Genomic DNA, 16,093 nt, shown 5'->3' on the forward strand with positions numbered 1-16,093 from the left:
ATGTTCGAACTGCATGGCCCCACTCCTGCGCCGCGCTTCGGCCTCGTGACCGGCGCTCTGGCGCTGGCTTTGGCGCTGATTTTGGCGGCTTGCTCGGCGCTGGGCCCCGATTTCACCAGGCCCGCTGCTTCCGGCCCGGACACCTGGTCCGGCTGGCATGCTGCCGACGAGTCGCTGCTCATGCCTGTTGACGCAACGCGGGCGCTGTCCGCGCAGTGGTGGCAGGCGTTCAATGACCCGGTCCTGAATCGCCTGGAGCAGCGCGCCCTCGACGCCAGCCCCGATCTGCAGAGCGCCGCGCTTCGCTTTGCCCAGGCCCGCGTGCAGCGCAGCGTGGTCTCTGCCCAGCGCGGACCGGAAATCGATGCCGGCGCCGGCATCGACCGCCAGCGCCAGAGCGAATACGGGGCAGCGACGCGCATGCTCGACCTCATAGGCGGCAACCGCGCTGCTCTGGCCCAGGCTTTGAGCCGGCCGTTCACGCTCTATCAGGCGGGATTTGATGCCTCCTGGGAGCCTGACCTCTGGGGCCGCGTGAGCCGCTCCATCGAGGCCGCCGACGCGGACGTAGACGCTCAAGCAGCGCTGCTGGACCTCGCCCGTCTCGCGTTGGCCAGCGATATGGCGCGCAACTATTTTGAGCTGCGGACCACGCAGCGCCAGCTAGGCCTGGCGCGGGAAGACGCAGCCGCTCTGCGCGAGCGCACCGAGATTGTGCGAGAACGCGTGAAAGCCGGCGTGGTCGAACATGGCGATCTGGATAGGCAGCAGGCCGAGCTGGCAGCGCTCGACGCCCAGCTGCCCGGCCTGCTCGCACAGGAAGGCATGGGCATCAACCAGATTGCGCTGCTTCTGGGCGAGCCACCGGCCAGCCTGCGCCGCGAGCTTTCAGCCCCGATCGAAGCCGGCCCTGCGGCCCTGCCGGACTTCGCCCTGGGCCTGCCCTCGGAAGTCGCCAGGCGCAGGCCCGACATCCTGGTTGCCGAGGCACGCCTGCACCGCGCGACGGCCAACATCGGCGTGGCCAGAGCCGAGCTCCATCCCAGCATCCGGCTCGGCGCGCATTTCGGCTACGAATCCTATCTGGGCCAGGAGTTCGGTGACTGGCGCAGCCGAACCTGGTCGGTCGGCCCCAGCCTGAGCCTGCCGCTGTTCGATCGCGGCCGACGCAAAACCGTCATCGTTCTGCGCGAACTGGAGCAACAGGAGGCCGCCGTGAACTATCAGCGGACGGTGCTCGGGGCATGGCAGGAAATCGACGATGCGCTCACCGCCTATGCAGCCGAGCTGCAACGCTCGGAGCACCTCAAGGATCGGGTCCAGCGTGCCGCCGATGTCTATGCACTGTCCCGCGCGCGCTACACAGCAGGCGCCACAGACTTCATCGCCGTGCTGGATGGCCAACGCAGCCTGCTCCAGGCTCGCCGCGATCTTGTGGCCAGCGAAGGACGCTTGAGCGCGCAATATGTGGCGATAAACAAAGCCATCGGCAATGTGCGCTAGAGGCATTTCGGCCACTGCATGGCCGCTGAGCCGCAGCCCCGATCCGCGAAACATTTGCCGGAAAAGAAAAAGGGCTCCTAGCCAAAGCTAGGAACCCTTATCTATTTTGGTCGGAATGGCGGGATTCGAACTCGCGACCCCTTGCACCCCATGCAAGTGCGCTACCAGGCTGCGCTACATTCCGTGTCGATGGGATGAATTATAGGGACAAAAAATAACCTCCCCGGGGAAAACGCGAACTTTTTTCAAAAAAGTGTCAGAAGCGTCCGACGCAGGCCGCGATTGCGCCTTGCTGCCGCAAGCCCTCTACCCATGGAAAGCATGGCTGTACAGCATGGGGAGTGCGGCCCGGTATCGGCGCCCCATCCATTCAGCACAGTGATATGTAAGCGCTGAAATTGGGCCCCCACCCGGGGATCGCCATGCGAATAACTGTTATTCCCATGCAACTCTCTTGCCGGGGCTTGCCGCGGCGCAAGCCCTTGTCGCAGCAGGCACTGCGCCGGATCGCTGCCTGCGGTGCAACGCGCACCAAGGGGTGCATACAGGTACTTTCCCCTGCCCTGCTGATGTGAAAAAACCACTGTCATCTCGTCGAAACGATGATTTCATTGGTTTCTGCGACGTCCGGGCCCGGGGATTGCGCCTGGCGCCGCTATATTTCCAAACGAAACTCAAACACTCAACAAGAGAGAACTCCATGAAGAAGACTTTCATCGCCATGGCTGCGGCCCTGGCCGGCACTGGTGCGGCCTACGCTCAGAGCAATGTGCAGCTGACCGGCCTGGCCGATATGTATGCCGGCTCCGTCAAGATGGCCGGCCAGGATCGCAAGTCGGTCGTGGGCTCCGGCGGCATGACCACCTCCTGGTGGGGCCTTAAGGGCACCGAAGACCTGGGCAGCGGCCTGAAGGTCGACTTCAACATCACCTCCTTCATGCGCATGGACACCGGCGAGCCCGGCCGCTTCCCCGGCGACACCTTCTTCTCGCGCGATGCCAACATCGGCCTGAACGGCAGCTTCGGCCGCATCGGCCTGGGCCGCGACAAGGCTCCCAACTTCCTGCCCACGATTCTGACCAACCCCTTTGGCGATTCGTTCACCATCTCGCCTCTGGTGCTGCACGCCAACACGCCCACGGCAGCCTGGGGCGGCGCTCGCCTGACCACCCCCGCCGACACCGGCTGGAGCAATATGGTGGTCTACACGACGCCCAACTTCAGCGGCCTGACCGCCAACGTGTACTACCAGTTCGGCGAGCAGTCGACCTCCGGCAACAAGAGCAAGAAGAACGTGGGCGTGAACGCCCTGTACTCCAGCGGCCCCTTGAGCCTGACCGCCTTCTACGAGCGCGACCAGATCACCAACCCCGGCGCCGGCGTTGTCATGCCCACCAAGACCGACTGGATGCTCGGCGGCAGCTATGACTTCAGCCTGGTGAAGCTCTATGCAACCTATGGTCAGGCCAAGGTCAAGGATCTGGACAGCAAGAGCAAGACCTACTCGCTGGGTCTGGACATTCCCGTGGCCGGCACCCCTGGCACCGTCAAGGCTGCCGTGGCCCGCACCAAGTACGAGGCTGCCACCGACGCCACCCGCACCACCGCCACGCTGGGCTACGACCACTTCCTGTCCAAGCGCACCGATGTCTACACCGCTCTGATGTATGACCGCGTGAGCGATGCCACTCCCAAGACCGGCACCAGCCTGATCGCCGGCATCCGTCACCGCTTCTAAGCGACGGACGACGGCAGGTCCGGCGCCTGCCCCAAAAAAGCGAGGCCATGGCCTCGCTTTTTTCTTTGGAACGTCCTGGGCTCTGGCCTATTTGGGTGCCGAGGCATCCAGCAGGCGCAGCCGCCGCTCCAGTGGCGCAGCTGCCGCCGTGTCGCCGGCCTGCTGCGCGGCCTTGAGCTGCAGCAGCAGCCAGGCCATCAGAGGACGGCGCCAGCCCTGGGAAGATGCGGTATCGACACCGAGTTGCAGCAGCCGCGGCGATGCGGCACCGCCGCGCAGCAGCACGGCGGCGGCCAGCAGCCTGGACAGGGGCTCCGGGATCGCGGCCACCGCGTCCAGCAGGCTGTCGTCCGCCGAGCCCCCCGCGGCCAGCCGCGCGGCCACGGCACGCTGGGCCTGCGGCAGCAAAGCCAGATCCTGGGCCAGAGGCTGTGCATGCAGATAGCGTGCATAGGCCTGCTCCTCGGCCGTCGCGTCCTGGGCCAGCCCCTCATATTCGGTGCAGCCATTCCAGTCCAGGCTGGCCACCCTGGCGGCGCAGCGCATCAGCTCCAGCCTGGCCGCCTGATCCGGCCGGCCGGTGCTGGCCACGGCCTGGCGCGCTGTTTGCCATTGCAGGGTTTCGATGCGCTGCTGGCCTTGCAGATAGGCGCTCCCGGCTCTCTGGGCCGCGGCCTCGGCATTCAGGGCCCAGTCGGGCGCCGGCGGCCGGTTGCCGCAGCCCGCAACCACTACGACAACCATAGCTGCCAGCGCTTTACAGACCTTGGTTGCAGGCGCTTTATTGCAAAAATCTGGGTTCATGGCAGTTTCAGCTCCGGCTTATGGGCAAACGGCCATTTGCGCTGCAAATCGTTGAGCACCGACTCGAGCCGCAGCAGATTGCTTTCCACCTCGGCACGCAGAGCTACGAGGTCCGTCGATGCCTCACGCGCATTGCCGCCTACCACCTGCATATCGGCCAGCACGGCATCGACCTTGGCCATGCTTTTGCGGGTATCGGCCAGCAGGGCATTGAGCTGCTCGACCGTGACCCGCACCTGGGGCATGACCCCGTTGGCGTCGAAGACCTGGCTGTCCGCGCGCGCCACCATGCGGTCCATGCGGCCCAGCACGGAGTTCGCCCGCTCCAGCAGCACCCCCACCTTCTTTGCCTCCTCGTCGCTGCCCAGCACCACGCTCAGCGCACCGCCCTGGCCCTGCATGCGCTCGGCCAGCTTGCGCACCTCGGCCAGCGACGCGCCGAGCGCCGAATCCGAGGCGGTCATGGCCGCCACATTGGCCAGCAGCTCCTTGGCGGAATTGATGATCTGCGGCAGCTCGGCCATGGCATCGCCACTGAGCACCGGGCGCACGGAGTCCGGCGGCAGCGGCGCATCGGTCAGCACCCCGCTATAGGCCTTGATGGTGGTGCCACCCACGATTCCCTTGACCAGGGTGAAGACGCTGGACTGGCGCAGCCAATGGGCATCCTTCTCGGGCACATCTACCAGGATGCGCACCGAGCCGTCTTCGGCCAGTTGGATCTCGCGCACCCGGCCTATGGGAAAGCCGGAAAACGTCATGTCCATGCCCACGATCACGCCTTCGGAATCGTCGGCGGTCAGCACCAGGCGCTGCGTGGGCTCAAACACGCCGCGCGCATACAGCAGATAACCGGCTGCGCCCAGGATCAGCAGCAGGGTCAGCAGCAGCAGCGCAGCCGCCTTGGCGCGCAGATGGGCCACGGGTTTGAGGTGGAGCAGCTCCTCGTCGATCAGCTGCTCCTCCGCCATCCGGGGTACGGCCCCGCTCGTCCCCGACCCCGTCGGTCGCTCAGCATCGTGCCGGCTATCGGTCATTGCTGCGTCCTCATCAGTAATAGTTGCCCATGAGCGAGACCATCTCGATCAGGAGCAGCACCGCAAACATGCGCGCAAACCCGCCGAGCTCCGCCCCGCCCTGCCTGTGCCGCGCCACCGGCGTATACAGGGCCGAAGCCATGGGCATGACGGCCACGGTGAGGCTGAAGAACCAGGTCTTGAGCACGAACACCAGGGTCAGCGACGGCGCGAAGATCTGGCCGAAGATGCGGGTGTAGGCACCAAACCCGGCCAGGCTGAAGCCGTAGACGCTCCAGTACACGGTCACCAGCGCCACCATGCAGCTCAGCGCCGCCAGGGTGATGGCCGCAAACACGCCCGCGGCCGCGCGCGGCACCAGGGCCGCGCGAATCGGGTCCACGCCGCGGGCCTTCCAGGCCGCCAGCTGGCCGCGCATGCGCAGCTGCACCACCTGCACGCCCGCGGGAATGGTGCAGCGCATGGCCACGAACAGCGCCGCCGTCAGCGGGATCAGCTCTATCACCATCACGCGCACCACCAGGTCCAGCGCATAACGCGACAGGCCATAGCTTTGCGCGGTGACGATCACGATGCGCGCGATCACCGCACACAGCAGTGCGGCCAGCGCCGTAAAGCCGGCCAGCACGGGCATGGTCTGCGCATACATCTGTCCCAGCAACATGCCGCGCGCGCCGCGCCCATAGCTGGAAGGCGACAGCACCAGCACCAGAATCACGGCGGTCAGATAGATGCTGCGCCACCAGGCCAGGGCCTGTGCGCCCAGCGCCGCCCAGAGGCGACCCGGTAGCTTGAGGGTAGTCTCACTCCAGCTCATGCAGGAATGATAGCGTCCGCTTCAAGTCTCGGGCTTGCATCGTTCGGCAGAGTCTTGTCAGACATGGCGCTTTGCGGCCGTGCCGGCCAGCAGGGTCTCGGGCAGCGGCTCATCGGCCTGGGCGTGCAGGGCCTCGATGATGTGGCAGTAGCTGTCCGTGCCATCGCACTGGCTGCGCAGCTGCAGCAGCTCATGCTCCAGCGCGCGCAGCTCGGCCAGGCGCTCGCGCACATGGCCCAGGTGGGCGTCCAGGGTCTCGTTGGCGGCCACGCAGTCGGCCTTGCTTGCCCCGTCCAGCGCCAGCAGGGTGCGTACTTCATGAAGCGACATGTCCATGGCCCGGCACAGGCGGATAAAGCGCAGCCTATGCACATCGCCATCGGTATAGAGCCGGTACTGGTTGTCCTCGCGCACGCCGGGCGAGAGCAGCCTTTCCTTCTCGTAATAGCGGATATTGGCCGCCGCAATGCCGGAGCGCTTGGCCGCCTCGCCAATGCGCCAGCGCGGAATGTCGCTGGGTTTGATCGCCATGCTTGACCTTGAAGTGACTTTATTGTTTTCAATACTGCCATGAAGCAAGAAAGCCCGTCCAGCCATGGCCATCACGGCCATCACGGCCATCACGGCCATCACGGCCATCACGGCCATCACGGCCATGATCATTCGCACGATCACCACCCCGCCCAGCCGAATGCGGCCGTGGCAGCCCTGCCGGCCTCCTCCTGCGGCACGGGCTGCTGCGCCCCTTTCACGCTCGGCGAACCGGCCCATCCCCAGGCACACCAGCACGGGGATGGGCATGACGCCCATGCCGGCCACGACCATGGCGTGCTGCCCGGCTGGCCGCGCATCTACGCGGCACTGGCCGCCGCCCTGGCGGCCGAGGCCTGCCATTGGCTGGGTGGCGACGGCGCCAGTCCCGCGCTGCAGTATCTGGGCATGGCCCTGGCCGTGCTGGGCATAGCGCTGTCGGGCCTGGGCGTCTACAAAGCCGGCCTCAAGGATCTGCTGCGCTTGCGGCTGGGCATCCACGCGCTGATGGCCGTGGCCGTCACCGGCGCCTTCATCATCGGCCAGTGGCCCGAGGCCGCCATGGTCATGGCCCTGTATGCAGCGGCCGAGCGCATCGAGGACCAGGCCATGGACAAGGCCCGCCTGGCGATTCGCAGCCTGCTGCAGCTGGCGCCCGAGACCGCCGACGTGCTGCAGCCCGACGGCAGCACCCAGCGCCTGGCCGCCAGCGAGGTCCCGCTGGGCGCCGTGCTGCGCGTGACGCCGGGCGCGCGCGTGCCGCTGGACGGAGAGGTGACCGAAGGCGAAAGCTCGGTCAACCAGGCGCCCATCACCGGCGAAAGCGCTCTGGCCCACAAAGGCCCGGGCGATGCGCTCTACGCGGGATCGATCAACCAGGACGGCGAGCTGCATCTGCGCGTCATGGCACCGGCCAATGACAGCCTGATTGCACGCATCGTCCATGCCGTGGAGCAGGCCCAGGCCTCCAAGGCGCCCACCCAGCGCTTTGTCGACCGCTTTGCCGAGATCTACACCCCCATCGTACTGATTCTGGCCGTGGCCCTGGGCCTGCTGGCACCCTGGGTCATGGGCTGGGCCTGGCACCAGGCCGCCTATCAGGCCCTGGCCCTGCTGGTCATCGCCTGCCCCTGCGCCCTGGTCCTGTCCACTCCCGTCACCGTGGTCAGTGCCCTCACGGCTGCCGCCCGACGCGGCATTCTGATCAAGGGCGGCAGCGCTCTGGAGTCGGCCCGCGGCCTCAAGGCCATTGCGCTCGACAAGACCGGAACCCTGACCACTGGCGCGCCCCGGCTGGTGGACTGGAAGACCTGGAGCGACGCGGCAGGCACCGAGATGGCCGCGCGCGCCTATGCTCTGGCATCGCGCTCCGATCACCCCGTATCGCGCGCTATCGCCCAAGGACTGGAAACCCTGGTCGGCAAGGGCTTTGCCGAAGCCCAGCAACTGCAGGCCCTGCCCGGGCGCGGCGTGCAGGCCCAGGTCGATGGCGAGCTCTGGACGCTGGCCAATCTGCGCTGGGTGGGCGAGCAGGGCTGGGACAGCGCGGAGCTCAAGGCCGCTCTCGGCGAGCAGGAGCAGCAGGGCCGCACCGTCACCCTGCTGGCCAACAGCCAGGGCGTGCAGGCGCTGTTTGCCGTGGCCGACCCGCTGCGTCCCCAGGCCAAGGCCGCCGTGGCGCAGTTGCAGGCGCTGGGCGTCAAGCCCATTGTGCTCAGCGGCGACAACAGCGCCACCGTGCGCACGGTGGCCGCGGAAGCAGGCATCAGCGATGCACGCGGCAATATGCTGCCCGAGGACAAGCTCAAGACCCTGAGCGAGTTGCAGCGCGACATCGGCCCCACGGCCATGACGGGAGACGGCATCAACGACGCGCCGGCGCTGGCCCAGGCCGACATAGGCTTTGCCATGGGCGGCATGCATGCCACGGGCATGGCCATGGAGACCGCCGATGTGGTGCTCATGAACGACGACCTGCGCCGCATTCCCGATGTGGTCGATCTATCACAGCGCGCCCACGGCGTGCTGTGGCAGAACATAGGCCTGGCCCTGGGCATCAAGCTGGCCTTCTTCATGCTTGCCCTCAGCGGCAACGCCAGCATGTGGCTGGCCGTGCTCGCCGACATGGGCGTGAGCCTGCTCGTCGTGGCCAATGGCCTGCGCCTGCGCCACTGGGGGAGCGAACGCAGCTGAGAGGGAAATCGGCCTTCAGCCCTTTGTGGATGAGCGCCGGCAGCTCTCTATTCTGTGATTTTGTGGAGCCGGGCCGGGAACTAAACCCCGCCCGTCGCTATCATTCACCCCATGCGCCGCTTTTTGTCCCTGTTCATGGTTGTGCTGCTGGCCCTGCGCGGTCTGGCGGGCGACGCCATGGCCATGGAGTTGAGCGGCCAGCCCCTGCATGCGGGCCATGCCCAGGTCCATGCCCGGGCCCTCGACGAGATGGTGGCCATGGCCCACAGCCTGCATCACGCGCCTGCAGACCCCTTGACGGATGCCCGGCCATCCGGCCATCACGACATGGGCCCGCACCATGGCGCGGTGCCGAACACCGCCGCAGTCTGCAGCGCCGATGCCGGCAACAGCGACTGCCACCAGCATGAAGGCCATTGCACGGCCTGCGGCATCTGCCACTCGACACTCGCCAACCCACAGTTCACGGCTCTGAGCCCCGGTGAAATGCGCGCCGAACTGTCGATCCACGGCACGGAGCGCTTTGCCAGCGCCGCGCCTGCCGAGCTGGTCAAACCACCGATTTCTGCACTCTGACGCCCTAGGTGCGTCCGCATTTTGATAGCAGCCTGCGCGCTTGCTGTCTGGGCTTGAGCGTGAAACGTCTCAAACCTGCGGACCTTCTCTTGGTTTTAGACGACAGGAATCCCCATGCGCCCAGCGCATCCCATTTTTTTGACGACCACGGCCGTCGCAGCCCTGGCTGCGCTCAGCCTGCCTGCCCAGTCCGGCACACCGGCCCAGGCCACTCCCTCAACTGCCGCCGACAAGGTCTTCAGCCCCTCGGCGCCCACTCTGCCCCTGCGCCACCAGCCTTTGGCCGCCAGCGGCGCCATCGTGGCCCAGCCCGGCGACTGGAAGGCCGCCAACGCCGCCGTGGCCGAGTTTCCGCGCGGTCATGCCGATGTGCTCAAGTGGGAAAAAGCCCGGGCTGCCGCCGCAGGCCAGCCCGCGGGCATGGCCGCACCCAGCCACGGAGGCCAGCCATGAAGCGTCCGGCCCTCACCGCCGCTGCGCTGCTGGCGGCCCTGGCACTGGCGGGCTGCGCCAGCGTCTCCCCCGACGGACTGCGCGGCGACGTGATCAAGCACATCGAAGGCCGCTTGCCGACCGGGGCGCAACTGCCGTCGCCGGACGCCCAGGCCCAGCAGGATGCGCAGGCAAGGATCGCCGACTGGCTGAAAGCACCTATCGATGCCGACACCGCCGTGCGCATCGCGCTGCTGGGCAACCCCGGTCTGCAGGCCCAGCTGGCCCAGCTCGGCATCGCCGACGCGCAGCGCGTTCAGGCGCTGACCCTGCCCAACCCCAGCTTCACCTTTGGCCGCTTCCATAGCGGCCATGAGCGCGAGATCGAGCGCCAGCTGAGCTTTGGCCTGGTGCAGCTCATCACCCTGCCCTGGCGCAGCCGCTGGCAGGGCTGGCAGATGGAACAGGCCACGCTGACGGCGGCCCAGCAGGTGCTGTTGCTGGCCGCCGACACGCGCCGCGCCTGGCTGCGCGCCGTGGCCGCCGAGCAGGCGCTGGCCGCCAACGAGCGCATGCACGAGGCCGCCGCCCTGGGTGGAGAGCTGGCCCGCCGCATGGCCCAGGTCGGCAACTTCAGCAAGCTGGACCAGGCCAGAGAGCTGGCCCAGCAGCAGCAGGCCGCAGCCCAGCTGGCGCGCGCCAGGCTCAATGCGCAGCTGGAACGCGAACAGCTGGCACGCCGCATGGGCCTGTGGGGATCGCAGCTGGCTTTCAAGCTGCCCGATCAATTGCCCGCCATCCCCAAGGATGCGAAAGAGCTGCGCAGCGGCGACGACGCCGAGGCCACGGCACTGCGCGAGCGGCTGGATCTGGGCGCACTGCGCCGCGATCTGGAGGTGAGCGCCGGTCGCCAGGGCTGGGCCACCATAGGCAGCATCTTTGGCGATATCGGCGCCACCTACAGCAACAACACGACCACCGAACGCGCCACCGGCCATAGCGACAAGACCCAGGGCTGGGAGCTCGACGTGCCGCTGCCGCTGTTCGACTGGGGCTTTGCCGCGCGCGGCATGGCCCGCAATCAGGTGCTGCGCAGCGCAGCACTGCTGCGCGACAACGCCATACGCGCGCGCAGCGAGGCGCGCAGCAACTGGCTGGCCTACCGCACGGCCTGGGACCTGGCCCAGCAGCAACAGGCCGAGGTGCTGCCGCTGGCCCAGCTGATGCAGGAAGAGACCGTCTACCGCTACAACGGCATGTTCATGAGCGTGTGGCAGCTGCTGGCCCAGGCGCGCGGTACCACCCAAGCCGTGGTGACGGCCACCGAAGCCCAGCGCGACTTCTGGCTGGCCGAGACCGATCTGCAACTGGCCCTGAGCGGCACATCACCAGGTACATCGCCCACCCTCACCACCACGGCAGCCCCTGCTGCCAGCACCGAAGCAGGCCACTGATATGCAACGCCGTCACTTCTTCACCGGCGCCGCCACCGCAGTCGCCGCCGCCTCCGTCAGCCGTGTCGCCATGGCCGCGCTGCCCGAGCCCGTCATCCAGAGCAGCGCCGACACGGCAGCGCCGCTGGCCCCGCCCAATGGCCGGCCCTACCGCCCCGTGGTCACGCTCAACGGCTGGACCACGCCCTGGCGCATGAATGCCGGCGTCAAGGAGTTCCACCTCGTAGCCGAGCCCGTGGTGCGCGAGGTCGCGCCCGGCTTTTTCGTCAATATGTGGGGCTATAACGGCCAGTCGCCGGGGCCGACCATCGAGGTCGTCGAAGGCGACCGGGTGCGCATCTTCGTCACCAACCGCCTGCCCGAAAACACCACCATCCACTGGCATGGCCAACGCCTGCCCAATGGCATGGACGGTGTGGGCGGACTCAACCAGCCGCATATTCCACCGGGCAAGACCTTTGTCTATGAGTTCGAGGCGCGCCGCCCAGGCACCTTCATGTATCACCCGCATTCGGACGAGATGGTGCAGATGGCCATGGGCATGATGGGCTTGTGGATCACCCACCCCAAGACAGCCCATCCGCTGATCGACAAGGTGCAGCGCGACTATGCCTTCCTGCTCAGTGCCTATGCGGTCGAGCCCGGCACCATGACGCCGCGCATCAACGAGATGACGGATTTCAATATCTGGACCTTCAACAGCCGCGCCTTCCCCGCCATCAGCCCACTGGTAGCCCGTCAGGGCGACAAGGTGCGCATACGCGTGGGCAATCTGACCATGACCAACCACCCCATCCATATCCACGGCCATGAGTTCGAGGTCACGGGCACCGACGGCGGCCTCGTGCCCAGGACCGCGCGCTGGCCCGAGGTGACGACGGATGTGGCCGTGGGTCAGATGCGCCAGGTGGAGTTCATCGCCGATGAGCCCGGCGACTGGGCTTTCCACTGCCACAAGAGCCACCACACCATGGGCGCCATGGGTCACGACGTGCCCACCATGATCGGCGTGGACCACCGCGGCCTGGTGGGCAAGATCCAGAAGATCGTGCCCGACTACATGCTGATGGGCGAGCGCGGCATGGGCGATATGGGCACCATGCAGATGCCGCTGCCCGACAACACCTTCCCCATGATGACCGGCAAAGGCCCCTACGGCCCTATCGAGATGGGCGGCATGTTCACCAGCTTCAAGGTGCGCAAAAACCTGGGCGCCAACGACTACCGCGATCCCGGCTGGTACCCGCAGCCCAAGGGCACGCAAGCCTATGAATGGAAAGGCGCTCCGCTGGATGCCAGCGCACCGCGCCAGACCACGCCAGGCCAGGCGCCCGGCGCACCCAGCGTGCGCCGGCCCGAGAACGACACACACCACGCCCACTGAAGGAAACGCTCACCATGAAAACCATGCAATTCATAGCAGCCTGCGCTTTGCTGATGGGCGCTGGCAGCAGTTTCGCCCATGGCAATGTCAGCCATTCCCCGGCAGATGCTTCAGCCCCCAGCATCAAAGAACAGCAAGCCTGGGGCATTGCGGGCGAAGCCCGGGAGGTGCAGCGCACCATCACGCTGAACATGACGGACGACATGCGCCTTGCGCCCGGCCACTTCAACGTCAAGCGCGGCGAGACCCTGCGCCTGCGCGTGGTGAACCAGGGCCAGGTCATGCACGAGCTGGTGCTGGGCACCCAGGCCTCGCTCGACGAGCATGCGCGGCTGATGCTCAGATACCCGGGCATGGAGCATGCCGAGCTGTGGCCCCCGGCAAAAGCGAAGACCTGATCTGGAGCTTCAACCGCACCGGCCAGTTTGACTTTGCCTGCCTGATCGCCGGCCACTACCAGGCGGGCATGACGGGCCGCTTCACCGTCACCGAATAAGCAAAGAAAGGACCACTATGAAATCCACCAACCGCCGCCACGCTTTGCGGCTGCTGGCCGCTGCCGCCGCTTTCACCTCCACCGCCGCCCTGCCCACGCTGGCGGCTACGCCCGCCAAGATTCCCATGGAGGTCTGGAAAGACCCGAACTGCGGCTGCTGCAAGGACTGGGTCGCCATCATGGAAAAGTCGGGCTTTGCCGTGACCGTGCACGACACGGGCAACAACGCCGTGCGCGCCAAGCTGGGCCTGCCCCAGCGCCTGGGCTCCTGCCACACCGCTCTCGTCGGCGGCTATCTGGTCGAAGGCCATGTGCCGGCCGCCGATGTGCACAAGCTGCTCAAGGAAAAGCCCAAGGCACTGGGGCTGACCGTACCCGGCATGCCCGTGGGCAGCCCCGGCATGGACGGACCCGAATACGGCGGCCGCAAAGACCCGTATGAGGTGCTGCTGGTCACCAAGAACCTGATGAACAGCGAGGTCAGCACCAGCGTTTTCACCGGCTATCGCGGCTGAACACCTCTTTTGGAGAAGAACCCATGAACAAGACGCTTTATTCCCTGATTACAGCCTTTGGCCTGGCTCTGGCCGCCCCTGCCATGGCACAGGATCACTCCACCCATGGCGACCATGGTGCGGCCCCTGCTGCCGCAGCCACCAGCGGCGCCGAGGCCGTGATGACCGTGGGCGAGGTCACGCGCGTCGACGCCCGCGGCGGCAAGCTCACCATACGCCACGAGGAGATCAGGAATCTGGACATGCCGGCCATGACCATGGTGTTCGGACTCAAGGACGCCACGCAGGTGGCCGGCTTCAAGCCCGGCGACAAGGTGCTGTTTCATGCCGAGGAGAATGGCGGCGCGCTGAGCATCACCCGCATCCGCATCGCTGAGTAGGCCCGCCTGAGGCGGCCCTGCCGTCACAGGCTGGGCCATCCCGATTCCGCAGTGCAGCTGCAGCGATCGAGCAGCGCGCACTGCGCCGCCTCAAGGCCGCGAAGTTCAGGCGCACGGTCCCGCCTTATTGCAGAAAAGCCGGCTTGGCATAGCCGGCGAACTTGCTGTCCACCACGGCCTTGAACTCGGGCGAGCGGTAGGCGGCGGCCAGGTCCTTGGCCCATTGCGCGTCCTTGTCCTTGGTCTTGACAGCCACGATATTCAGATACTGCTCGGGCGTCTTCTCCAGCAGCACCGAGTCCGAGAGCTTGAGGCCCGAGGAAATCGCGAAGTTGCCGTTGATGATGGCGTACTGCGCATCGTCGAGCGCACGCGGCAGGTGGGCAGCATCCAGCGGCACGAGCTTGATCTTCTTGGGGTTGGAGGCCAGGTCCAGCTCCGACACCCGCAGCGGGTTCACGCCGTCCTTGATCTTGACCAGACCGGCCTGCTGCAGCAGCAGAATGCCGCGCGCCAGATTGCTGGCGTCATTGGGCAGGGCCACGCGATCGCCCTCCTTGAGCTCGGCCAGCGACTTGCGCTGCTTGGAATACACGCCCATGGGCGCGATCGGCCCTTGCACCAGAGCCGTCAGGTCCAGCTTGCGGTCGCCCTTGAACTGGTTGAAATACACCTCGTGCTGGAAGAAGTTGGCGTCGAGCGAGCCGTCGGCCAGCGCCAGATTGGGCTGCACATAGTCGTTGAACTCCACCAGCTTGACCTTGTAGCCCTTCCTCTGAAGTATGGGCACGATGCCGGCCTGAAGCTGGTCGATGTTGGAGCCAGCCGTGCCGCCGATCACCAGCTGCTTCTTGCCGGCATCCTGCGCGGCAGCCGGTACAGCCGCCACACCGGCCACGGCGAGTGCGGCAACGGCCAGAAAATGGCGGCGAGCCCGCGCTGCAGAGAAGGAAAAGTCCATGAGATGCTCCTATTGTTTCTTGAATGAAATCTCTTGCGGCCTACGGCCTTGAAACGACGGCAGAAAGCGCCGACCCGATGCAGTATCCGGACAAGCGGAGCAATCGCAAAACAATAAAAATCAATCTCGTTATCTAAAAATTCATATAAGCCTCACCGAACGCATTTCTCATGAGCCTTCAGTTCTGCGACCCCGTGCCAGCGGGCAGCGCATGAGCGGCCGCTCGCCGCTCTCTTTCCATCAGCAAGTCCACAAAAGCCTTCACCTTTGCGGCCCGGAAGCGCGCCGCCGGGAACACGACATGAATTCCGCCCGATGGCAGCCTCCACTCTGCCAGCACCTGGATCAAGCGCCCGGCCTCCAGGTCCTCGGCCACCGCATAGTCCGGCAGCACCGAAAGGCCTGCGCCCTGGCGTACGGCCTCTCGCACCGCGAGGGTTGCGTCCAGCGAGATGAGCGGGTGAACGGCCACGCCCTGCTGCCCCGAGCTCCTGTGCGCAAAGCTCCAGAACGCGGGCTCGCGCAGCGCAGTGTTGGCGACAAAGGGCAGAGCCTCGATCTCTCCGGGCTCTTTCAGGCCCTGCACCCGTCCAGCCAAGGACGGCGCTGCCACCAGCAGTTGTCTGAAGCTGCCGATCTGCCTGGCCTGCAGACCCAGCTCGGTCAGCCAGCCCACGCGGATTGCCAGCTCCACCTGTCCCGACATCAGATCAAGCGACTGGTCGCTGAGCACGGCGTCCACCTTGCATTGCGGATAGCGGCGCGTGAACTCCGCGATGGCCGGCACGACGGCGGTAATGCCGTAGTCCAGCGCCGCCGTCAGCCGGAGCGTGCCCGAAGGCTCCGACGCCACCTCGGCCAGCTCATCGAAGGCCTCGCCTGCCTCCTTGAGGATCAGCGCACAGCGCTGGTAGAAGGTTCTGCCCGCGTCGGTGGCTGCCACCCTGCGCGTGGTGCGCGTCAGCAAACTCGTCCTGAACTCGCGCTCCAGCCGGGCCACCTGCTGGCTGACCACCGCCTTGGTGATGCCCAGGCGGTCGGCGGCGGCCGTGAAACTGCCCGTCTCCACCACGGCCGCGAAATATGCCAGCCGCTTGAGGTTGGCGAAGTTGCCCGAGCCAGGTTCTTCGATATTGTTTGCTTTTTGCATACAGCCTATCTATTTCATCGCTATTTATTTGTCAATTCATTCTTCCTACCATCGCTGCATCTGCTTGAAACCAAGCCCGGCATGCGCAAAACCTGCATGACGGTTCCTGAAATCCATCCTCT

15 protein-coding genes, 1 tRNA gene and 1 pseudogene are annotated in these 16,093 nt (G+C 66.2%); 10 read left to right on the plus strand and 7 right to left on the minus strand.

Annotated features, from left to right (window positions below; all coding sequences use genetic code 11):
- Positions 1 to 1,503 carry an efflux transporter outer membrane subunit gene (locus tag AB6724_RS15565; RefSeq protein WP_369339441.1) on the plus strand — a complete coding sequence of 501 codons (1,503 nt, stop codon included), beginning with the start codon at positions 1 to 3 and terminating at the stop codon, positions 1,501 to 1,503.
- Positions 1,504 to 1,610: 107 nt separating this feature from the next.
- Here AB6724_RS15565 and AB6724_RS15570 read toward each other — a convergent pair.
- Positions 1,611 to 1,687: transfer RNA gene (locus tag AB6724_RS15570), tRNA-Pro, on the minus strand.
- Positions 1,688 to 2,203: 516 nt separating this feature from the next.
- On the opposite strand from AB6724_RS15570, the gene AB6724_RS15575 reads away from it, so the two are divergent.
- Positions 2,204 to 3,241, plus strand: a complete 1,038-nt coding sequence (locus AB6724_RS15575; RefSeq protein ID WP_369339442.1) for a porin — start codon at positions 2,204 to 2,206, stop codon at positions 3,239 to 3,241.
- Between the two features lie 87 nt (positions 3,242 to 3,328).
- On the opposite strand, the gene AB6724_RS15580 is transcribed toward AB6724_RS15575, so the two are convergent.
- The 4 genes from AB6724_RS15580 to AB6724_RS15595 all read right to left on the minus strand — a co-directional run bounded on the left by AB6724_RS15580 (position 3,329) and on the right by AB6724_RS15595 (position 6,430).
- Complete coding sequence (locus AB6724_RS15580; RefSeq protein WP_369339443.1) at positions 3,329 to 3,985, minus strand: hypothetical protein; 657 nt, start codon at positions 3,983 to 3,985, stop codon at positions 3,329 to 3,331.
- 56 nt (positions 3,986 to 4,041) lie between these two features.
- Positions 4,042 to 5,016 (minus strand): MlaD family protein, encoded by a 975-nt coding sequence (locus AB6724_RS15585; protein ID WP_369339505.1) that lies wholly within the window; start codon positions 5,014 to 5,016, stop codon positions 4,042 to 4,044.
- Between the two features lie 79 nt (positions 5,017 to 5,095).
- On the minus strand, positions 5,096 to 5,899 hold the full coding sequence (locus AB6724_RS15590) for an MlaE family ABC transporter permease (protein WP_369339444.1): 804 nt from the start codon (positions 5,897 to 5,899) through the stop codon (positions 5,096 to 5,098).
- Between the two features lie 57 nt (positions 5,900 to 5,956).
- Entirely contained in the window at positions 5,957 to 6,430 is a 474-nt protein-coding gene (locus AB6724_RS15595; RefSeq protein WP_369339445.1) for a Cd(II)/Pb(II)-responsive transcriptional regulator, read from the minus strand.
- A 39-nt stretch (positions 6,431 to 6,469) separates the two neighbouring features.
- Here AB6724_RS15595 and AB6724_RS15600 point away from each other — a divergent pair, with 39 nt between their 5' ends.
- The 8 genes and pseudogenes from AB6724_RS15600 to AB6724_RS15635 all read left to right on the plus strand — a co-directional run bounded on the left by AB6724_RS15600 (position 6,470) and on the right by AB6724_RS15635 (position 13,860).
- Complete coding sequence (locus tag AB6724_RS15600) at positions 6,470 to 8,623, plus strand: heavy metal translocating P-type ATPase (RefSeq protein WP_369339446.1); 2,154 nt, start codon at positions 6,470 to 6,472, stop codon at positions 8,621 to 8,623.
- Positions 8,624 to 8,734: 111 nt separating this feature from the next.
- On the plus strand, positions 8,735 to 9,199 hold the full coding sequence (locus AB6724_RS15605; RefSeq protein ID WP_369339447.1) for a hypothetical protein: 465 nt from the start codon (positions 8,735 to 8,737) through the stop codon (positions 9,197 to 9,199).
- A gap of 114 nt (positions 9,200 to 9,313) precedes the next feature.
- Entirely contained in the window at positions 9,314 to 9,652 is a 339-nt protein-coding gene (locus AB6724_RS15610) for a hypothetical protein (RefSeq protein WP_369339448.1), read from the plus strand.
- Positions 9,649 to 11,085, plus strand: coding sequence for a TolC family protein (locus AB6724_RS15615; protein WP_369339449.1), 1,437 nt, complete (start codon positions 9,649 to 9,651; stop codon positions 11,083 to 11,085). The genes AB6724_RS15610 and AB6724_RS15615 overlap by 4 nt, the downstream gene beginning before the upstream one ends.
- 1 nt (position 11,086) lies before the next feature.
- Positions 11,087 to 12,469: a multicopper oxidase family protein gene (locus tag AB6724_RS15620; protein ID WP_369339450.1), complete on the plus strand. Its 1,383-nt coding sequence runs from the start codon at positions 11,087 to 11,089 to the stop codon at positions 12,467 to 12,469.
- Between the two features lie 14 nt (positions 12,470 to 12,483).
- Positions 12,484 to 12,965 (plus strand): annotated as a pseudogene (locus AB6724_RS15625) (cupredoxin domain-containing protein).
- A gap of 17 nt (positions 12,966 to 12,982) precedes the next feature.
- Positions 12,983 to 13,480, plus strand: coding sequence for a DUF411 domain-containing protein (locus AB6724_RS15630; protein ID WP_369339451.1), 498 nt, complete (start codon positions 12,983 to 12,985; stop codon positions 13,478 to 13,480).
- Positions 13,481 to 13,503: 23 nt separating this feature from the next.
- Positions 13,504 to 13,860: a copper-binding protein gene (locus tag AB6724_RS15635; RefSeq protein WP_369339452.1), complete on the plus strand. Its 357-nt coding sequence runs from the start codon at positions 13,504 to 13,506 to the stop codon at positions 13,858 to 13,860.
- A gap of 124 nt (positions 13,861 to 13,984) precedes the next feature.
- Here the strand turns inward: AB6724_RS15635 and AB6724_RS15640 are convergent, their stop codons facing one another.
- Complete coding sequence (locus tag AB6724_RS15640; protein ID WP_369339453.1) at positions 13,985 to 14,821, minus strand: MetQ/NlpA family ABC transporter substrate-binding protein; 837 nt, start codon at positions 14,819 to 14,821, stop codon at positions 13,985 to 13,987.
- A 178-nt stretch (positions 14,822 to 14,999) separates the two neighbouring features.
- On the minus strand, positions 15,000 to 15,971 hold the full coding sequence (locus tag AB6724_RS15645; protein ID WP_369339454.1) for a LysR family transcriptional regulator: 972 nt from the start codon (positions 15,969 to 15,971) through the stop codon (positions 15,000 to 15,002).
- Positions 15,972 to 16,093: the final 122 nt, after the last annotated feature.

Origin of the sequence: Comamonas guangdongensis (assembly GCF_041079535.1) — a bacterium.
Classification (GTDB): Bacteria; Pseudomonadota; Gammaproteobacteria; order Burkholderiales; family Burkholderiaceae_C; genus Comamonas; species Comamonas guangdongensis.